The sequence below is a fragment of the Pontibacter aquaedesilientis genome (assembly GCF_014773225.1).
Taxonomy (GTDB): Bacteria; Bacteroidota; Bacteroidia; order Cytophagales; family Hymenobacteraceae; genus Pontibacter; species Pontibacter aquaedesilientis.
Window position 1 is genome coordinate 1 of record NZ_JACXAJ010000005.1, and the last position, 16,052, is coordinate 16,052.

Annotated in this window: 15 protein-coding genes and 1 tRNA gene; 5 read left to right on the plus strand and 11 right to left on the minus strand. The window is 46.5% G+C overall.

What is annotated here, in order from left to right:
- Positions 1-1,106: 1,106 nt before the first annotated feature.
- Genes H9Q13_RS11505 through H9Q13_RS11520 form a run of 4 tightly spaced genes read right to left on the minus strand, consistent with a single transcriptional unit; the run spans position 1,107 to position 5,435 of the window.
- Positions 1,107-2,384, minus strand: coding sequence for an adenylosuccinate synthase (locus H9Q13_RS11505; protein ID WP_191183959.1), 1,278 nt, complete (start codon positions 2,382-2,384; stop codon positions 1,107-1,109).
- A gap of 7 nt (positions 2,385-2,391) precedes the next feature.
- The gene (locus tag H9Q13_RS11510) at positions 2,392-2,742 is read right to left on the minus strand and encodes an STAS domain-containing protein (RefSeq protein WP_191183960.1); all 351 of its coding nucleotides are present in this window, start codon (positions 2,740-2,742) and stop codon (positions 2,392-2,394) included.
- Positions 2,714-3,214 (minus strand): Fur family transcriptional regulator, encoded by a 501-nt coding sequence (locus tag H9Q13_RS11515; RefSeq protein WP_191183961.1) that lies wholly within the window; start codon positions 3,212-3,214, stop codon positions 2,714-2,716. The genes H9Q13_RS11510 and H9Q13_RS11515 overlap by 29 nt, the downstream gene beginning before the upstream one ends.
- 31 nt (positions 3,215-3,245) lie before the next feature.
- On the minus strand, positions 3,246-5,435 hold the full coding sequence (locus H9Q13_RS11520) for a RelA/SpoT family protein (protein ID WP_224744248.1): 2,190 nt from the start codon (positions 5,433-5,435) through the stop codon (positions 3,246-3,248).
- Positions 5,436-5,736: 301 nt separating this feature from the next.
- Between H9Q13_RS11520 and H9Q13_RS11525 the strand changes: the two genes are divergently transcribed.
- The 4 genes from H9Q13_RS11525 (at position 5,737) to clpX (ending at position 9,593) form a co-directional block, all read left to right on the plus strand.
- Positions 5,737-5,818 (plus strand) — tRNA-Leu (locus tag H9Q13_RS11525).
- Between the two features lie 77 nt (positions 5,819-5,895).
- Positions 5,896-7,218 carry a trigger factor gene (gene tig / locus H9Q13_RS11530; protein WP_191183962.1) on the plus strand — a complete coding sequence of 441 codons (1,323 nt, stop codon included), beginning with the start codon at positions 5,896-5,898 and terminating at the stop codon, positions 7,216-7,218.
- Positions 7,219-7,307: 89 nt separating this feature from the next.
- A complete protein-coding gene (locus H9Q13_RS11535; protein WP_026236224.1) occupies positions 7,308-8,006 on the plus strand; it encodes a ClpP family protease in 699 nt (232 codons plus the stop codon).
- Between the two features lie 363 nt (positions 8,007-8,369).
- Entirely contained in the window at positions 8,370-9,593 is a 1,224-nt protein-coding gene (clpX, locus tag H9Q13_RS11540; RefSeq protein WP_191183963.1) for an ATP-dependent Clp protease ATP-binding subunit ClpX, read from the plus strand.
- A 126-nt stretch (positions 9,594-9,719) separates the two neighbouring features.
- On the opposite strand, the gene lpxB is transcribed toward clpX, so the two are convergent.
- The 4 genes from lpxB to H9Q13_RS11560 all read right to left on the minus strand — a co-directional run bounded on the left by lpxB (position 9,720) and on the right by H9Q13_RS11560 (position 13,294).
- Entirely contained in the window at positions 9,720-10,835 is a 1,116-nt protein-coding gene (gene lpxB, locus H9Q13_RS11545; protein WP_191183964.1) for a lipid-A-disaccharide synthase, read from the minus strand.
- 84 nt (positions 10,836-10,919) lie between these two features.
- The gene (locus H9Q13_RS11550) at positions 10,920-11,336 is read right to left on the minus strand and encodes a 6-pyruvoyl trahydropterin synthase family protein (protein ID WP_191183965.1); all 417 of its coding nucleotides are present in this window, start codon (positions 11,334-11,336) and stop codon (positions 10,920-10,922) included.
- Positions 11,337-12,344: a FecCD family ABC transporter permease gene (locus tag H9Q13_RS11555; protein WP_191183966.1), complete on the minus strand. Its 1,008-nt coding sequence runs from the start codon at positions 12,342-12,344 to the stop codon at positions 11,337-11,339.
- The gene (locus H9Q13_RS11560) at positions 12,341-13,294 is read right to left on the minus strand and encodes an ABC transporter substrate-binding protein (protein WP_224744249.1); all 954 of its coding nucleotides are present in this window, start codon (positions 13,292-13,294) and stop codon (positions 12,341-12,343) included. The genes H9Q13_RS11555 and H9Q13_RS11560 overlap by 4 nt, the downstream gene beginning before the upstream one ends.
- 51 nt (positions 13,295-13,345) lie before the next feature.
- On the opposite strand from H9Q13_RS11560, the gene rfaD reads away from it, so the two are divergent.
- On the plus strand, positions 13,346-14,311 hold the full coding sequence (rfaD, locus tag H9Q13_RS11565) for an ADP-glyceromanno-heptose 6-epimerase (RefSeq protein WP_191183967.1): 966 nt from the start codon (positions 13,346-13,348) through the stop codon (positions 14,309-14,311).
- Positions 14,312-14,456: 145 nt separating this feature from the next.
- Here the strand turns inward: rfaD and H9Q13_RS11570 are convergent, their stop codons facing one another.
- The 3 genes from H9Q13_RS11570 to H9Q13_RS11580 form a co-directional block, all read right to left on the minus strand.
- Positions 14,457-14,990 carry a hypothetical protein gene (locus H9Q13_RS11570; protein WP_191183968.1) on the minus strand — a complete coding sequence of 178 codons (534 nt, stop codon included), beginning with the start codon at positions 14,988-14,990 and terminating at the stop codon, positions 14,457-14,459.
- 75 nt (positions 14,991-15,065) lie between these two features.
- Positions 15,066-15,473: a hypothetical protein gene (locus H9Q13_RS11575; protein WP_191183969.1), complete on the minus strand. Its 408-nt coding sequence runs from the start codon at positions 15,471-15,473 to the stop codon at positions 15,066-15,068.
- 62 nt (positions 15,474-15,535) lie between these two features.
- Complete coding sequence (locus H9Q13_RS11580) at positions 15,536-15,931, minus strand: hypothetical protein (RefSeq protein WP_191183970.1); 396 nt, start codon at positions 15,929-15,931, stop codon at positions 15,536-15,538.
- Positions 15,932-16,052 lie beyond the last annotated feature (121 nt).

Sequence of the window (16,052 nt, forward strand, 5' to 3'; positions counted from 1 at the left end):
TTTTCAAGCTCCGAAGAGCTAATGTGTCCGTTCGACCCCGGCCTTTTCCTTTTTAATTCTCTTGAATTGACGCGGTGGGTGACTCTGCAGTCACACCCGCGCGGATGTACCTATCTTGTTTTTTCTTTTCTGTCTCAACAATCTCTCAAAGAACTTTCGGAAGACTTCCTCTTCCAGTAGCGCCCCAACTTCCTGGGGCCTGTCTTGCTTGCGCTCCCGTGCCGAGCGCTCCTCGTTTTCGGTGTGCAAAGGTCGGAAAACAATTCCGAATCCACAAGCAAAATCTCAATCTTTTTTTCTCTTTCCTCTCAACCCTTCCGGCCGATCGGCACTCTGTTTCTCTCGCCCCGGAAACCTTCGTTTCGGAGCGGGCTGCAAAGGTAAGAAGCTTTTTCGAATTTGCAACAACTTTCAAAAACTTTTTTCCCTTTTCCTTCCGGCCTGTGTTACCAGGCGCTCCAGGACGCCTCCTTGTGAGGCGGGGTGCAAAGGTAAGAAGAGTTTTTCAATCCGCAACAACCTCTTCAGACTTTTTTTCCTTTTCTTTTCGGCCTGCGTGAGCGGCCTTTCCGGAATCCCCTTCCTCTCGAAGCGGGGTGCAAAGGTAAGCAGCTTTTCTCAATCTGCAAGCCCTCGGCGAAAGTTTTTTTCTCAGTCTTTCTTTCCGACGTTTGCCCGTTGAGCCAGCCGCCGCGGGCCGCCCTGCCGGCTGGCCCGTTCCCCCCTCCGGCTTGTCCGGGTTGGGAGTGCAAAGGTCTCAAAAATCCCCGAAACCGCAAGGGCTGACCCCGAACTTTGGCCCCGGACACCGGGCGGTTCCGCTTAACTATCTGAGTTGCACTGGGAATATTTGCAAAAAAACTTTCCGGTTTTCAAGATGATCTTATTGTCTCTAAGCTTTTGCCTATTGAAAGTAATAGTTCGAAGTGTTCTCTTCATCCATTCCCATACTTTTTATCTTGCGACATAATGGCAATGTCTTATTATATTCTCCTAGTTTCGGTTTAATAATTTGTATTTAGTATTCCGTTCCACCCAAATAAATAAAGGGCTTTACCCATAATAGGTAAAGCCCTTTAGCTTTAGAAACAGATTGGTTATCTTATCTATATCTTATCTCTTCTTAGAGTACTCTTTCGATCTGGTCCTACGGAAGCTATTGTTATCGGAACCTGTAGATGCTCTTCCAGGAAAGTCATATAATTATTAAATGCTTCTGGCAATGCTTCTACAGTCTCAATTTGATTTAAGTCAACTTTCCAACCTGGTAGCTCCACATAGATTGGCTCTATAGTTACCGCATCTAGTGAGTGAGGTAATTGATCTGTTATCTCTCCTGTAGGTAACTTATAGTGTGTACATACCTTGATCGTATCGAACTCAGTTAGCACATCTGCCTTCATCATATTAAGCTGCGTCACACCATTCAACATAATGGAGTACTTCAAGCTTGGTAAGTCTACCCAACCACATCGGCGAGGGCGCCCTGTTGTCGAGCCGAATTCATTACCCGCTTTTCTGATCTGCTCCCCTACTTCATCTAGTAACTCAGTTGGGAATGGTCCGCTTCCTACACGAGTACAGTATGCCTTGAAGATGCCGTATACCTCCCCTATATGCTGTGGCGCAACACCCAAGCCGGTACAGGCTCCTGCTACAAGTGTAGTCGAAGACGTCACAAACGGATAGGTTCCGAAATCTACATCAAGTAATGAACCTTGGGCTCCTTCTGCTAATATGCGTTTGCCATTTTTCAAAGCCTCATTAATCATGTACTCGCTGTCTACTAGCTTTAAGGTACGCAAGTAGTCCACTGCCTCGAAGAATGATTGCTCTTGGTCCCCCAGGTCCAGCGTTTTACCATAAAACTCCACTGTTTTGCGATGTCGCTCTACTAGCTTGTTGTATCTGTCCTGAAAATTATCTGCCAGTATATCACCAACTCGCAGTCCGACTCTACCGATTTTGTCCTGATAGGTTGGTCCTATACCTTTTAAGGTAGAGCCGATCTTCCCAGTACCCAGTGCCTCTTCAGACACTTTGTCTAATATTTTGTGAGAAGGAAGGATAAGTGCTGCCTTTTTGGAAACGAAAAGGTTTTTGGTTGCGTCTACTCCGCGATCCTGTAATTTCTGCATTTCGATGCGGAACACAATAGGATCCAGCACTACGCCATTACCAATGATGTTTTGAATAGTAGGATGGAAAATGCCAGATGGGATCTGGTGCAACACGTGCTTTGTTCCTTCAAACTCGAGTGTGTGGCCTGCGTTAGGACCGCCCTGGAAACGGGCAACAATGTCATAGGTAGGTGCCAGTACGTCGACGATTTTGCCTTTGCCTTCGTCGCCCCACTGCAGACCTATTAATATGTCAACTGCCATTTATACTTTAGTAAATTGATTCCTTTAAGAATTGAGCTGCGAAGTTATCATTTTCTGCGATGGTAAAAATGGCATTGAGCTTCGTAACGATCAAAAGTTTGCGAATGTGATCAGAAGGTTTGATGAGCACCAGCTCTCCCCCCCTGTTTCTGAACTTGGTGAGCAACGAAACCAACACACCCATGCCACTGCTATCCATGAAGCGGACATTGGACAAGTCCACAGCACACAATAGTATTTTCCCCTCCACTTGCTCCTCAGCAACGGCCATTAAATTCTGCGTATCAGGGCCGGCGATCAAATCTCCCTCCAGCCTGATAAACAGGACATCATCCTTCAGTTCTGTCTGATACTTCATGCTGTTGTTCGGTTGCTTTTTTGGCGCGGCAATCACCGCATACTCCATATAGGTTTAGGGAATGGTGCAAGATATGAAAATTTAAAAGGTCGCCCACCATTGTCTGTATATTATGAATGCGCGGATCGCAAAACTCCACCACTTTATGGCATTCTGTACAGATGACGTGGTCGTGTTGACGGTAACCATAGGATTTCTCGTACTGCGCCAGATTACGGCCAAACTGATGCTTGCTCACCAGATCATTCTCCACCAGCAAATCCAGAGTATTGTATACCGTAGCCCTGCTCACGCGGTAGTTTTTATTCTTCATGCTGATGTAAAGTGACTCTACATCGAAGTGCCCCGAACGGGAATAGATCTCTTCTAGGATAGCGTAGCGTTCCGGTGTCTTGCGCAGGCCTTTGCTCTCCAGATAGGCTGTGAATATTTTTTTTACTTCCTCTATTCTATTTTTCTGGTCTATCGCCATGTCTGCTCCTTATATATATAGGTATAGCTGCCTAGTCAAAACGCTCAACAGTCAGCACACCACTTACTTTGCCCATACGCTGGATCAATTTGTCCAGGTGGCCGGTATCATTTACAAAAACCATAATGTTACCCTCAAAGATTCCATCATGCGAATCGATCGTGATAGAGCGCATGTTCACGCGCAGACTATTTGATATGATTCGGGTCAGGTCGTTTACTAGGCCAACGCGGTCTGTACCTTTAATGCGTATACCTGCCAAGAAGGCCAACTCTTTCTGATCTGTCCACTTCGCCTTTATAATCCGGTTACCGTAGTTCGACATCAGCTCTATACCTTTCTTGCAATTGGTGCGGTGAATTTCGATACCATCTCCTTCGGTTTCAAAGCCAAACACTTCGTCGCCAGGTATAGGGTTACAGCAAGAGGCCACTTTATACGCCATGTTAGAGGTGTTCTCCCCTATTACCAGCATGTCAGAGTTCACACCCCGTAATTTCTGAACTTCCCGATCGAAGGATTTAGGCTCCAACATGGAAGCGCCCCGTTCGGCCTGCGCCGTAAAGATCACCTCTTTTATATTTTTGATGTCGATGTGCCCGGTGGCAATGCGGTAATGCAGGTCCTGCACGGTAGGCACATTGAAGAAAGCCAGCAACTTGTTTAGGTTTCCTTGTGTCTCCGGCACCTTCAGGTAGGACATGCGTCGCTCCAACATCACCTTCCCCTGCTCCGATTTGTTTTTACGCTCCTCCCGCAGGTATTCTTTAATGCGTGATCTTGCTTTGGAGGTTACCACATAGTCCAGCCACTCTTCGTTCGGTTTCTGCTTTTGCGAAGTAAGAATCTCTACCTGGTCTCCGTTACGAAGCCTGAAGCTCAGCGGCACCAGTTTCTGGTTAACCTTCGCACCAAGGCATTGCAGGCCAATGTGTGAATGAATCTCAAAAGCAAAGTCCAGGGCAGTGGCCCGATCCGGCAGGATGAGCAATTCGCCTTTAGGGGTAAAGACAAACACTTCCTCCACAAACAAATTTTTCCGGAACTCGTCCATGAACTCCAGGGCGTTGGCTGTATTATTCTCCAGCATATCACGCACCTTGTTGATCCAGAGTTCCAGACCAGACTCTCCGCCAGTGCCATCGCTCTTATACTTCCAGTGGGCGGCATAACCACGCTCGGCAATTTCGTCCATACGCTTGGTGCGTATCTGCACCTCCACCCACTGACCAGACTTACTCATCACGGTCGTATGAAGTGACTCATACCCGTTGGCTTTCGGGGTGTTTACCCAGTCGCGGAGGCGATCCGGGTTCGGCTGGTAGAAGTCCGTTATGATAGAGTATACCTGCCAGCAAGCTGCCTTCTCATATTCCAGGGGCACGTCCAGTGTGATGCGGATGGCAAACAGGTCGTATATTTCCTCGAACGTGATGTTCTGTTTCTTTATCTTCTTTAATATAGAGTAAATAGACTTCGGCCTACCCTTTATATTGAATTTGAAACCATGCTGACGCAGCTCCTCCTCTATCGGTGTGATAAAATCCTTGATAAACTTACCCCGGGCAGTTCGTGTCTGCCTTATTTTGTTGGAGATGTCCTTGTAGGTTTCAGTATCGGTATACTTCAGGTATAGGTCTTCCAACTCCGACTTAATGGCATATAGCCCCAAACGATGGGCCAAGGGCGCATACAGGTACATGGTCTCCGAAGCAATCTTGAGCTGCTTGTGGCGCGGCATACTGTCGAGGGTACGCATGTTGTGCAGACGGTCGGCCAGCTTTACGAGGATTACCCGCACGTCGTCTGACAGTGTGAGCAGCATCTTCCGGAAGTTTTCGGCCTGTTGCGAGGTACCATAATCGAACACCCCGGAGATTTTGGTGAGCCCCTCGATAATACGGGCTACGCTGGAACCGAACTCACGCTCGATCTCATCGACCTCCATGGCGGTATCTTCCACCACATCGTGCAGCAGCGCTGCCACGATGGAGGTCGTTCCAAGGCCAATTTCCTCCACTGCGATCTGGGCAACGGCAAGCGGGTGTAGTATGTAAGGCTCTCCGGACTTACGGCGCATGTCTTTGTGCGCTTCCACGGAGGTATTAAAGGCTTTCTTGATTATCTTGGCATCATTGTCCTTCAAAAAAGGCTTTGCATGCCGGAGTAATCTGCGATAGTGTCGTAAGATCTCTTTGCGTTCTGCTTCCGGATCGATCATATCAATTTGTAAGCTAGGGGTCATTGCGTTCAGGCCCTGTGAGCCTGCAACCATACCTATGCTACTCTTTATAAGTATAAGTTGGGTAGTGGCAGTTTAAGTTTCAAATATAAGTGAATATACGCTTCCATACACACAATGCACCACGATTCATGCAATTAATTGATACTTAAACAGTAAGCGAACACATACCTGTTTCACAAACCCAAAATCGAAAAATAATCTGTTTTTTTTAGGCCCTGCTATTGTTTTTAAAAATAGCGTGTGTAAATTTGCACCATCATTACAGACAAGCACACATGCGGATGTGGCGAAATTGGTAGACGCACTAGACTTAGGATCTAGCGCTGCGAGGCATGGGGGTTCGAGTCCCTCCATCCGCACACAAACGAAACCCTCAACAGCCCATGTTGGGGGTTTGTTTTTACTAGATGTATCATCATTAAAATTATTGTAAGCCTTGAATATTACATTAAATCAAACCGACGGCACTAACGCGCAACTCAAGGTAGTTCTGGAAGAGTCAGACTATGCTCCAAAGGTTGATCAGCAAGTAAAAGAGTTCAGCAAGAAAGCCCAGATCAAAGGCTTCAGACCTGGTAAAGTGCCTGCCGGCCTTATCAAAAAGATGTATGGCAAGAGCATAATGGTTGAGGCGATCAACAAACTCCTGCAGGAGGCGATCTCCAAATATATCAAGGACAACGACGTGAAACTACTGGGCGAGCCGCTTCCGGAGCCAAGCCAGGACGCGATCGATTGGGACAACCAGAAAGATTTCGAATTTACTTACGCTGTTGGCTTACTGCCTGCCTTCAACCTTCCGCTTGACAAAAGCGTAGAGGGATACACTATTGATGTAGACCAGGCTACGATCGACGAGGCTTACGAAAACCTGAAGCGCCAGTTTGGCAAGACCACTAATCCGGAAACTTCTGAAGAAGGTGACTTCATTTACGGTGACCTAAAGCAGGTAGACGGTGAGTTTGAGTCTAAAACACTTATCCCGACCAACCGTATAGTTGCAGGCAAAGAGCAATTCATAGGTGTTAAAGCCGATGATATCATCCGCTTTGATATCCGTAAGGCTTTTGGCGATGACAACGCTGCCCTGGCACACGTTACAGGCTTGAGCAAAGAAGTTGTTGCAGATCTGAATGGCGAATTTGAGTTTACAGTTGAGAAAATCAACCGCACGGAGGCTGCTGAGCTGAACCAAGAGCTTTTTGACAAGCTGTTCGGGAAGGATGAGGTTAAGACCGAAGAGGAGTTCGACGCCAAGATCCGTGAGACGATCAAAGAAAATTACGACCGTGAGGCAGATAACCTGCTGAGCCGCAACATTATCGATACTCTTGTTGACAATGTAGACGTAGAACTTCCTAACGAGTTCTTCAAGCGTTGGCTACAGGTGACCAACGAAGGTCGCTTGACAGCTGAGCAGATCGAGGAAAACTTCGACAAGTACCTGAAGGAGCTTAAGTGGTCTATGATCAAAAACAAGGTTGTAGAAGAGCACGAGTTGAAGGTTACAAACGAAGAGGTTGTAAACGCTACCAAAGAGAAAATGCTGGCTCAGTTTAACATGCCAGAAGTACCAGAGGAATTGGCGGAGAGCATGAACAACTATGCCAACCAATACTTGAGCCAGGACAACGGCCGTAACTACATCAATGAGTACGAGCAACTGCTGGCCGAGAAGGTGCTCGCTAAACTTAAGGAAAAGATGACTGTTGTAGAGAAAAGCATCTCTGCAGAGGACTTCAAAAACATGTCGTTCTAGAAACGCATAAATAATATTTAAGCAAAAAAGTCCTTTATTTTTTAAAGGACTTTTTTATTTTTGACCAAACCGTAAATCTAAACAAGATGATGTTTAACAAAGACGAGTTCCGGAAATTTGCCGTAAAGGGCCAAGGTATGAGTGGCCTGGGCGTAGATCAATATATCAGTCATGTAGAAGGCCGGGCGATGCATACCATTGAGAGTATGACCCGTTCTGTAATTGAGGAGCGCCCTACGAATTTCCGTGAGATTGACGTATTCTCACGCCTGATCATGGATAGAATCATTTTCCTGGGCACTCAGGTAGATGATTTTATCGCCAACATTATCACAGCCCAGCTGCTGTTCCTAGAGTCTGCCGACGCCAAGAAGGACATACTACTCTATATCAATAGCCCAGGTGGTTCAGTATATGCTGGCTTGGGTATTTATGACACCATGCAGTATGTGAATCCGGATGTGGCCACCATCTGTACTGGCCTTGCCGCTTCAATGGGTGCCGTACTTTTGGCAGGTGGAGCTAAGAACAAGCGCTCTGCCCTACCGCATGCCCGCGTGATGATTCACCAGCCAATGGGTGGTACACAGGGACAGGCTTCTGATATCGAGATCACCGCGCGTGAAATCCTGAAGCTGAAGAAGGAACTTTATGAAATTCTGGCTGAGCACTCCGGCAAATCATATCAGGACATTTACGATAACTCTGACCGTGACTACTGGATGAAAGCCGAAGAAGCAAAAGAGTACGGCCTGATCGATGAAGTATTGCACCGCAAGAAAGAGTAAGTAACTGATAATCAACGGGCACTTGTCGCTCTATCAACAAAACCCGCATCAGCTAACTGGTGCGGGTTTTGCTATTAATTTAAATGTAAAAAATTGCACCATAACCACTTCGGTGTTCGTAAGATAAAATTTGTGCAAAAATTTATCAACAGTACGCTGTGGAAACACCATCATTGCAAGATATTGATAATCAGTTATTTAAATTAAAATAAACGAATAGCAATTTTTTAATTTATGGTTACTTTTTATAACCATATCAACATTAGTGCGCTGAAAATAATACATCAATAAAGTTTCAATTTTGTACCTTTGCTTTTGTATAAGATCAATTGAGAGTCTTAGAATCTTCTGAACAAACTTTTTATGGCTGAAATAACTTGCTCCTTCTGCGGCAAAAACAAAAAAGACGTATCTGTGATGATATCCGGTATAAACGCGCACATCTGTGACCGTTGCATCGGACAAGCTCAGCAAATTCTGAACGAGGAGAATAAAATACGCGCCAACAGCCGCACGCCAAAATTCAACCTAATGAAACCCAAGCAGATGAAGGAATACCTTGATCAGTTTGTGGTGGGGCAAGACAATGCGAAAAAGGTTATGTCGGTGGCAGTATACAACCACTACAAGCGCCTTATGCAGCGCAGCAATGAGGATGATGTGATGATCGAAAAGTCAAACATCATTATGGTAGGCGAAACTGGAACCGGCAAAACATACTTGGCTCGGATGATGGCTGGTATTCTGCAGGTGCCATTTTGTATCGCTGACGCTACCGTACTGACAGAAGCAGGCTATGTAGGCGAAGACGTAGAGAGTATCCTGACCAGATTGTTGCAGGCAGCTGACTACAACGTAGAAGCAGCGGAGCGTGGCATTGTGTATATCGACGAGATTGACAAGATTGCCCGTAAGAGCGATAACCCGTCGATAACCCGCGATGTGAGCGGCGAAGGTGTACAGCAGGCTTTGCTTAAACTGTTGGAAGGTACCGTGGTAAACGTTCCGCCACAAGGCGGGCGTAAGCACCCGGAGCAGAAAATGATTACTGTAAACACGGAGAATATCCTCTTCATCTGCGGTGGCGCTTTTGTAGGTATAGATCGTTTGATCAAAAACCGTTTGAACACACGACCAATCGGCTTCTCCAAATCGAAGCAGGACGAGACAGAAGAGAAAGAAAACTTCCTGAAGTACCTGACGGCACAGGATCTGAAAAACTTCGGCTTGATTCCGGAATTGATCGGTCGTTTGCCAGTGCTCACCCACCTCGATCCATTGGATAAGGAAACGCTGCGCCTCATTCTTCTAGAGCCAAAGAACTCTATTGTGAAGCAGTACAAGCGCCTGTTCGAGATGGAAAACATCAGCCTGTCGTTTGATGACGATGCACTGGATTACATTGTGGAGAAAGCGGCCGAATATAAGTTAGGAGCTCGTGGCTTACGCTCTATCTGCGAAGGCATCATGACCGACGCCATGTTTGAGCTACCATCCGATGAAGGGGCAAAAGAACTGTTGATCACCGGCGAATATGCCCGTGAAAAATTTGACAAGTCCCCTTTGAAGCAGTTGCGTGTTGCCTAAGACATTAATATTAAAAACAAAGGCCTCAGCTGAAATCAGCTGAGGCCTTTGTTTTTAATATCCTCCAAGGTATAGGTATACCTACACAAGCTATGGACAGGTAGCGACCTGCTCCCTCAAAATTTCTTAAAACTGCTTCAGGTAGCCCACCATCAACTCTGCGGCACGCTCGGCCGTGCGGTACTCCCCTATTTTCTCTTTTACCAAAGCGTAGCCTTCTTTCTGCTTTTTGATCGCAAAGTTATCAAACAGAATGTTCTTCAGCTCCGCCACAATCTTCTTGGGTGTAAAGTCGTCCTGTATCAGCTCTGTTACGACAGGCCGGTTGGCGATCAGGTTAACCAGCGAAATATAGGGCACTTTGATTACCCGCTTACCAATGGCATAGGATATGGCGCTTGTTTTATAGCAAACCACTTGCGGTACGCCAAAAAGAGCCGTTTCTAAAGTAGCCGTACCTGACGTTACCAATGCCGCCTTGGAGTGGGCAAGCAAATCATACGTCTGATCGTAGATGATCTTGATATTCGGATCTTTGTTATACTGCTCGTAGTACTCCTTAGGGAAATCGGACACGCCAGCCACTACGAACTGGTAGTCACGGAAGGAAGGCAACACGCTCAGCATCACATCCAGCATGTTCTCTATCTCCTGCTTGCGGCTGCCGGGCAGCAAAGCAATAATGGGTTTGTTGTTTTGGATGTGATTGCGGTTCCGGAAATCAGGTGCCGCCATGTGGTCGTTCACAGAGTCCGAAACCGGATTGCCGATGTAGTCTACCTTGTAATCGAAGCCGGCGTAGAATTCTTCCTCAAAGGGCATGATGACGAACATGCGATCGACCAACTTCTTGATCTTGTGTACCCGGCCCTGGTTCCAGGCCCAAAGCTTAGGCGAGATATAGTAGAAAACTTTCAGGCCGTTCTCTTTGGCAAACTTGGCCACACGCATGTTGAAGCCAGCATAATCTACCAAAATGACCACATCTGGTTTGAAGGCGGCCACATCAGCCTTGCACTCGCGCAGAAAGCCCAGTATCTTAAAAAAATTAGCGGCAGCTTCAGCAAAGCCCATAAAGGCCATCTCCTGGTAATGCTTTACCAGTTGCATGCCGGCCTCCTGCATCATGTCGCCTCCCCAGCCTCTTATCTCAGCCTCCGGATCTTGCTTGCGGAGCTGCTTAATGAGGTTGGAAGCGTGCAGATCGCCTGATCGCTCACCAGCTATAATGTAATATTTCATGTAATGCGTATTCGTTTGGAGCTACCTGGGCAGATGGTACAGCTTGACAGCTATCTGAAAATATAGCAAGGCGGCTATGAATGCTTATTCGCCGAAATACTCCACGTAGTTGCGTGGCGTCTCATATAATTTCAGGCTATGCAGCTTTGCGCTGGAAATTTCAGCGATCTTGGGCTCCAATATTTTCCAGAATTCAACGACCAGATTCTCTGTGCTGGCCAGTTTGTCTTCCATGAAAGCAACATCCAAGTTCAGGTTTTTATGGTCAACCTTCTCAATGATGTTCTTGCGGATGAGGGTACTCAGTCTTTTAAGGTCAATCACGAAACCGGTATCGGGATCTGGCTTGCCTTTTACGGTCACGATCAGCTCATAATTGTGCCCATGCCAGTTGGTGTTCGCACATGGCCCAAACACCTCCTTATTCTTCGCCAACGACCAGTTTGGGTTGTGCAGCTTGTGGGCTGCGTTAAAATGCTCTAATCTGCTTACGTAAATCATCTAACTACTAAACTTATAATTCTTTCGAGACAGCAAATATACGAAGAAAGGAACACCAAAGAACGAAGTAATGATTCCAATTGGCAACCCTGCCGGCGGATACAAAATACGGGAAAGCAAATCGCACAAAAGCATAAAAAAACCACCCACGAAAGCACAGAAAAGCAGGTTGCTCCGGCCGGTGGTCCCCATCAGACCCCGGGTAACGTGCGGAATGATCAGCCCGACAAAACCGATAGGCCCAGAGGTAGCCACGGCAAAACCGGTTACGATGGAAACAGTAGCCAATATGGCCCAGCGCGTTTGTGCTACCGGCACACCCAGTGCCTGCGCACGGTCTGCCCCGAGTAACAGTATATTGAGTTGCTTTTGCAGGAAAGCAAAAAGCAGAAGCGCAACGAGCAGGGCTGTGGCAGGGTATGGCAAAACAGTCCAGCTGGCTCTTTCGAAGCTTCCCATCGACCAGAAAATAACTGACTTGAGTTTGCCCTCTGAATCCGATAAAAAGGTGAGCAGACCGACAACGGCTGTCATGAGGGAACTGATGGCTATACCTGCCAGCAGCAGTTGCGCAGGTATAAGCTGCCGTTTGCGGTAACCGAGAATCACCACGACGAGTGTCACGACAAAGGCCCCCGCTAAAGCAAAGACCGGTGGCATGTAGATGCCGGCCACTGTCATTTCTACAAAACCGAAAAAAACGATGACGGCTCCGAGCGAAGCACCTGAGGCAGTGCCCAGCAGGTAGGGGTCGGCCAAGCCGTTGTTGACCATGGCCTGCATCAGGTAACCACAGAACGCCAGTGAAGCCCCGACCACCAAGGCCAGCAAAAGCCGGGGCAGACGCAGGTGCACAATGGCGTAGTGTGTATTATTGTCCGGGTCGTACTGGGTGAAGGCTTGCCCGATGGTAGCCAGATCGGCTTCGAATGAGCCTACCTGCAAACCCAGCAGCAGCGCCGCCAGAATAAGCACGAAAGCTACCAGAAAGTAAAGTGCCCTGCTCATGGGTACAAGAAACCTTGCAGTTCAACGATAGACTCCACTACGCGCGGCCCGGGCCGCTCAATCAGGTTTCCGGTTGGGGCATAGATGCGCTTGTTGCGGTAAGCATCAATTTTGCGGAGTTCCGGGTATAGGCTGAAAAATTCTTTCTCCAGTCGCTCGATGCTTCCGCCCAGCAATATATCCGGATTCATTTTAAGGATATACTCGCGGGTTAGCGCCGGGTATGGTTGGTCAAATACTTCCTGCACGGCGTTCTCTGCACCCAGTATGCGAAGCTGGTCTGTCAGGATCGTGTTTTGGCCATAGACATAAATGGGATCGCTCCAGGTGATGGCCAGTACCCGCTGCTTTTGGGCCTGCTGCTTATACCTGTTTTCAATCACCTGCACCTGCCTCCGGAGCGAATCTGCCAGCTGACTGGCCTGCTGCTGGCGTCCCATAATGCGGCCAATGTCTTCTATACCTTCGAAAATATCTTCTACGGTGCGGTACTTTTGGTAATAGACAGGTATACCCAGTTCCTCCAATCGGGCGGCTACATCCAAGGGCGTCATTCCTTCTATGGTGAAAATGAGATCGGGCTTCAGGGCCAGTACCTGCTCGAAGTCCACGGGGTAGTTGTTAACGATGGGTTTACTGTATACCTCAGCCGGGTAATCGCACTGCTGGGTGCGGCCCACAATGCTGGCTGTATCGCACACGGCGAAAAGCATTTCGGTCATGGACGAGGCGAAAGCCATCACCCGCTTGGGCGGTTGCGGCAGGCGCACTTCACGTCCCAGGCCATCTTGTAGCACAACCTCCTCCCCTGTTGGCTGTTTTTTTTCCTGGCTACAGGCCACAGCAATGAGCAAAAGAAGGAAAGCAATCAGGCGGTTCAGGTATAGAGACAAGGTATAGCTTCGTTTATGTAGGAAAGGTAAGGCGACCATTGGCGCGTCCCGCTCCATTTTATTTTCGTAAATTTACGCAATTTACATGACAGCCTTTAAATCTGAATTATGATCGTCGTAACTGGAGCTGCCGGCTTTATTGCGAGCTGCCTCGTGAGCAGGCTCAATGCAGCTAATTTCAATGATATAGTAGTGGTGGACAATTTCTCAGTCGCCAAAAAAGAAGGGAATCTCAAAGGGAAAAACATAAAGGAGTATGTGGATCGCGATGGATTCTTTGAGTGGCTGGACGAAAACTACGAGGAAGTAGAGTTCATTTTCCACCTGGGTGCCCGCACCGATACCACTGAGTTCAACAAAGATGTTTTCGACCTGCTCAATCTTAACTATTCCAAACAGGTATGGAACGCCTGCTGCGAGTACCAGATTCCGTTGGTGTATGCTTCGTCTGCGGCTACCTATGGCTCTGGCACCCTGGGCTACGACGACGAAGAAGCGACTATACCTTTGCTGAAGCCGCTTAACCCTTACGGCGACTCCAAAAATGATTTCGATAAGTGGGCGTTGGAGCAAACAGCGAAGCCTTTCTTTTGGGCCGGCCTCAAATTCTTTAACGTGTATGGCCCTAACGAATACCACAAGGGCAAAATGGCCTCCGTTATTTTCCACGCCTACAACCAGATAAAAGATCAGGGCAGCATGAAACTGTTCCGCTCCCACAACCCGGACTATGCGGACGGCGAGCAGATGCGCGACTTTGTGTATGTGAAGGATGTGGTGGAGGTATGCATGTTCCTGATGCAGCACCGCAAGAACTCCGGAATTTACAACCTAGGCTCCGGCAACGCCCGCACGTTTATGGCGCTGGCTCTGAATACCTTTGAGGCCATGGGCGTAGAAGCTAACATCGATTTTATGGACACCCCGGAAAACCTGCGAGATAACTACCAGTATTTCACAGAGGCCAATATGAGCAAGTTGCGCTCTATTGGGTACAACCGGGAGTTCTATACCTTGGAGGAAGGCGTGAAAGATTATGTGCAGAATTACCTGGCGGAGGGAAAGTATTACTAAATAGTATTGATTTTGCTGGATAAAAATTCGGCAGGTATAGCAACGCCCCGCTTATGGTTTTATAAGCGGGGCGTTTTTAATTAAAGTTGAGAACCTTGACTTGTAGAAGCAACGGAGGCATAACTGTTTATATGCCTAAAGTTTTTCAGAAGCTATACCCTGCTGATACACCAAAATTCTGTGCTAAGAAACCTGTACTGCTGATCACAGGAGTCCAGTTGAGCCTAAACATAAATCCGTTGCCAATTGGCTGAAATCGATACCCTAAATTTAAATAGCCATTCGTTCCCCAACCATTCTTATCTATCATTTCAGGATTTGTGGGGCTGTAAATATCCGTACGAGCATAATAAGGCATAACCCCCAAACCCGCCTCTACTGAGCTTTTCTTTTCACCAATCAAGTAGTTTAAGCCTGCAGGGAAAGCAACAACGCCTGTCGCTTCAGTTCCTGCGTCAGCATTTGAGGTTCCAGTGAATATGCCACCAACGCCTAAACGGAACCCAAGTCCACAGGGCACCCCTTTGACGAAGCGCATATCGAAGTTAACCGACGCGTGCAGGCCTTGCCCATAAGCTTCAACAAAAATTGCTTTTTTATGGCTTTCGATTGACTGCGTCTGAGCTTCTGCTTGAAAAGAGAATACAATAAGAAGAAGTATGAATAGTTTTGTTTTCATATGCTATGGATTTTGTAACGGCTCTGCTAAAAAGCGTTTTAATGGTTTTTAGGTTTTGTTAGTGGAAGTGCTTCTTTAAAACTGTTGCAAAGAATATTCTTCATCAAAATTACCAATTAAATCACCGTCTTCAGTCTTTTGTCCAGTATAGAGGAATTTGTTATATCTTATTTTCCCATTTTCAACTTCCATTGAATTTAGGCAACCCATTATTCTTTCACTTATGACATTGTCACCTGTAGCAATGTTGAAAATTACAAAATTAAAACCGGGTTCATTCTTTTCTAGATTCCACTTGACTAGAATTAAATACTTATTGTCATCAGTCCAAAGAGACAAATCTTGCCAAGCATTATTTTCTAAGTTTATGTTAGTCCTGCCCGACAATTTGATTTCACAGAGAAGATACGGGGAACCCATTCTGATTTCTCTCGGATTAATAAAGTCAATCTGTAAAGGTCTGCGAACTTTATCTTCTGTCATTGTTATTTTTATTAATCCTGTATTACCACCAACGTCTGGGCTTAAAAACGCTTTAGTGATTTTTAGCTTTTGTTGGCTGATGGATTCCTTTCAAAATAATAAATTGTTTTAGGACTTATAATCTTTAAAATAATATAGTCCATTAGAAGTGCTGTAATAAAATAGAGAATGGGGTAATTGTCTACTTTGTCACCAAGTACAGGTTCAATCAATTCGGCAATCATAAATATTGGGAAAATGCCTTTCTCATAAACTAAATAATACATCCAGCCGAAACTGCCACTACCTGCAATTTCTGGATTTCTTTCTCCAAGTAACCCAACAAGTATAGCAAAATATAAAACTTCAAACGCTATCAATAAAATCAGTGAAAGCTTAGACTGATTCAGTCCTAATGTGTTTTTCTCTGGATTTTTGAAACCATATATTATCCAAGGGATTAGAATCAGAGAAGACATTTCTATTTTCTTTTAAATTTATCTTACAGCCAACTATCTGCTAGCAGGAGTACCTACTCCTACTATCTGCACTATGTGTGGAGTTAATGACTTATAGTTAAATAAATACCTTATCTCAGTA

Bases quoted from the DNA above. Each gene is read 5' to 3' on its own strand.
- H9Q13_RS11505 (WP_191183959.1), bottom strand. From the start codon at position 2,384: ATGGCAGTTGACATATTAATAGGTCTGCAGTGGGGCGACGAAGGCAAA.
- H9Q13_RS11510 (WP_191183960.1), bottom strand. From the start codon at position 2,742: ATGAAGTATCAGACAGAACTGAAGGATGATGTCCTGTTTATCAGGCTG.
- H9Q13_RS11515 (WP_191183961.1), bottom strand. From the start codon at position 3,214: ATGGCGATAGACCAGAAAAATAGAATAGAGGAAGTAAAAAAAATATTC.
- H9Q13_RS11520 (WP_224744248.1), bottom strand. From the start codon at position 5,435: ATGATCGATCCGGAAGCAGAACGCAAAGAGATCTTACGACACTATCGC.
- H9Q13_RS11535 (WP_026236224.1), top strand. From the start codon at position 7,308: ATGTTTAACAAAGACGAGTTCCGGAAATTTGCCGTAAAGGGCCAAGGT.
- clpX (WP_191183963.1), top strand. From the start codon at position 8,370: ATGGCTGAAATAACTTGCTCCTTCTGCGGCAAAAACAAAAAAGACGTA.
- lpxB (WP_191183964.1), bottom strand. From the start codon at position 10,835: ATGAAATATTACATTATAGCTGGTGAGCGATCAGGCGATCTGCACGCT.
- H9Q13_RS11550 (WP_191183965.1), bottom strand. From the start codon at position 11,336: ATGATTTACGTAAGCAGATTAGAGCATTTTAACGCAGCCCACAAGCTG.
- H9Q13_RS11555 (WP_191183966.1), bottom strand. From the start codon at position 12,344: ATGAGCAGGGCACTTTACTTTCTGGTAGCTTTCGTGCTTATTCTGGCG.
- H9Q13_RS11560 (WP_224744249.1), bottom strand. From the start codon at position 13,294: ATGGAGCGGGACGCGCCAATGGTCGCCTTACCTTTCCTACATAAACGA.
- rfaD (WP_191183967.1), top strand. From the start codon at position 13,346: ATGATCGTCGTAACTGGAGCTGCCGGCTTTATTGCGAGCTGCCTCGTG.
- H9Q13_RS11570 (WP_191183968.1), bottom strand. From the start codon at position 14,990: ATGAAAACAAAACTATTCATACTTCTTCTTATTGTATTCTCTTTTCAA.
- H9Q13_RS11575 (WP_191183969.1), bottom strand. From the start codon at position 15,473: ATGACAGAAGATAAAGTTCGCAGACCTTTACAGATTGACTTTATTAAT.
- H9Q13_RS11580 (WP_191183970.1), bottom strand. From the start codon at position 15,931: ATGTCTTCTCTGATTCTAATCCCTTGGATAATATATGGTTTCAAAAAT.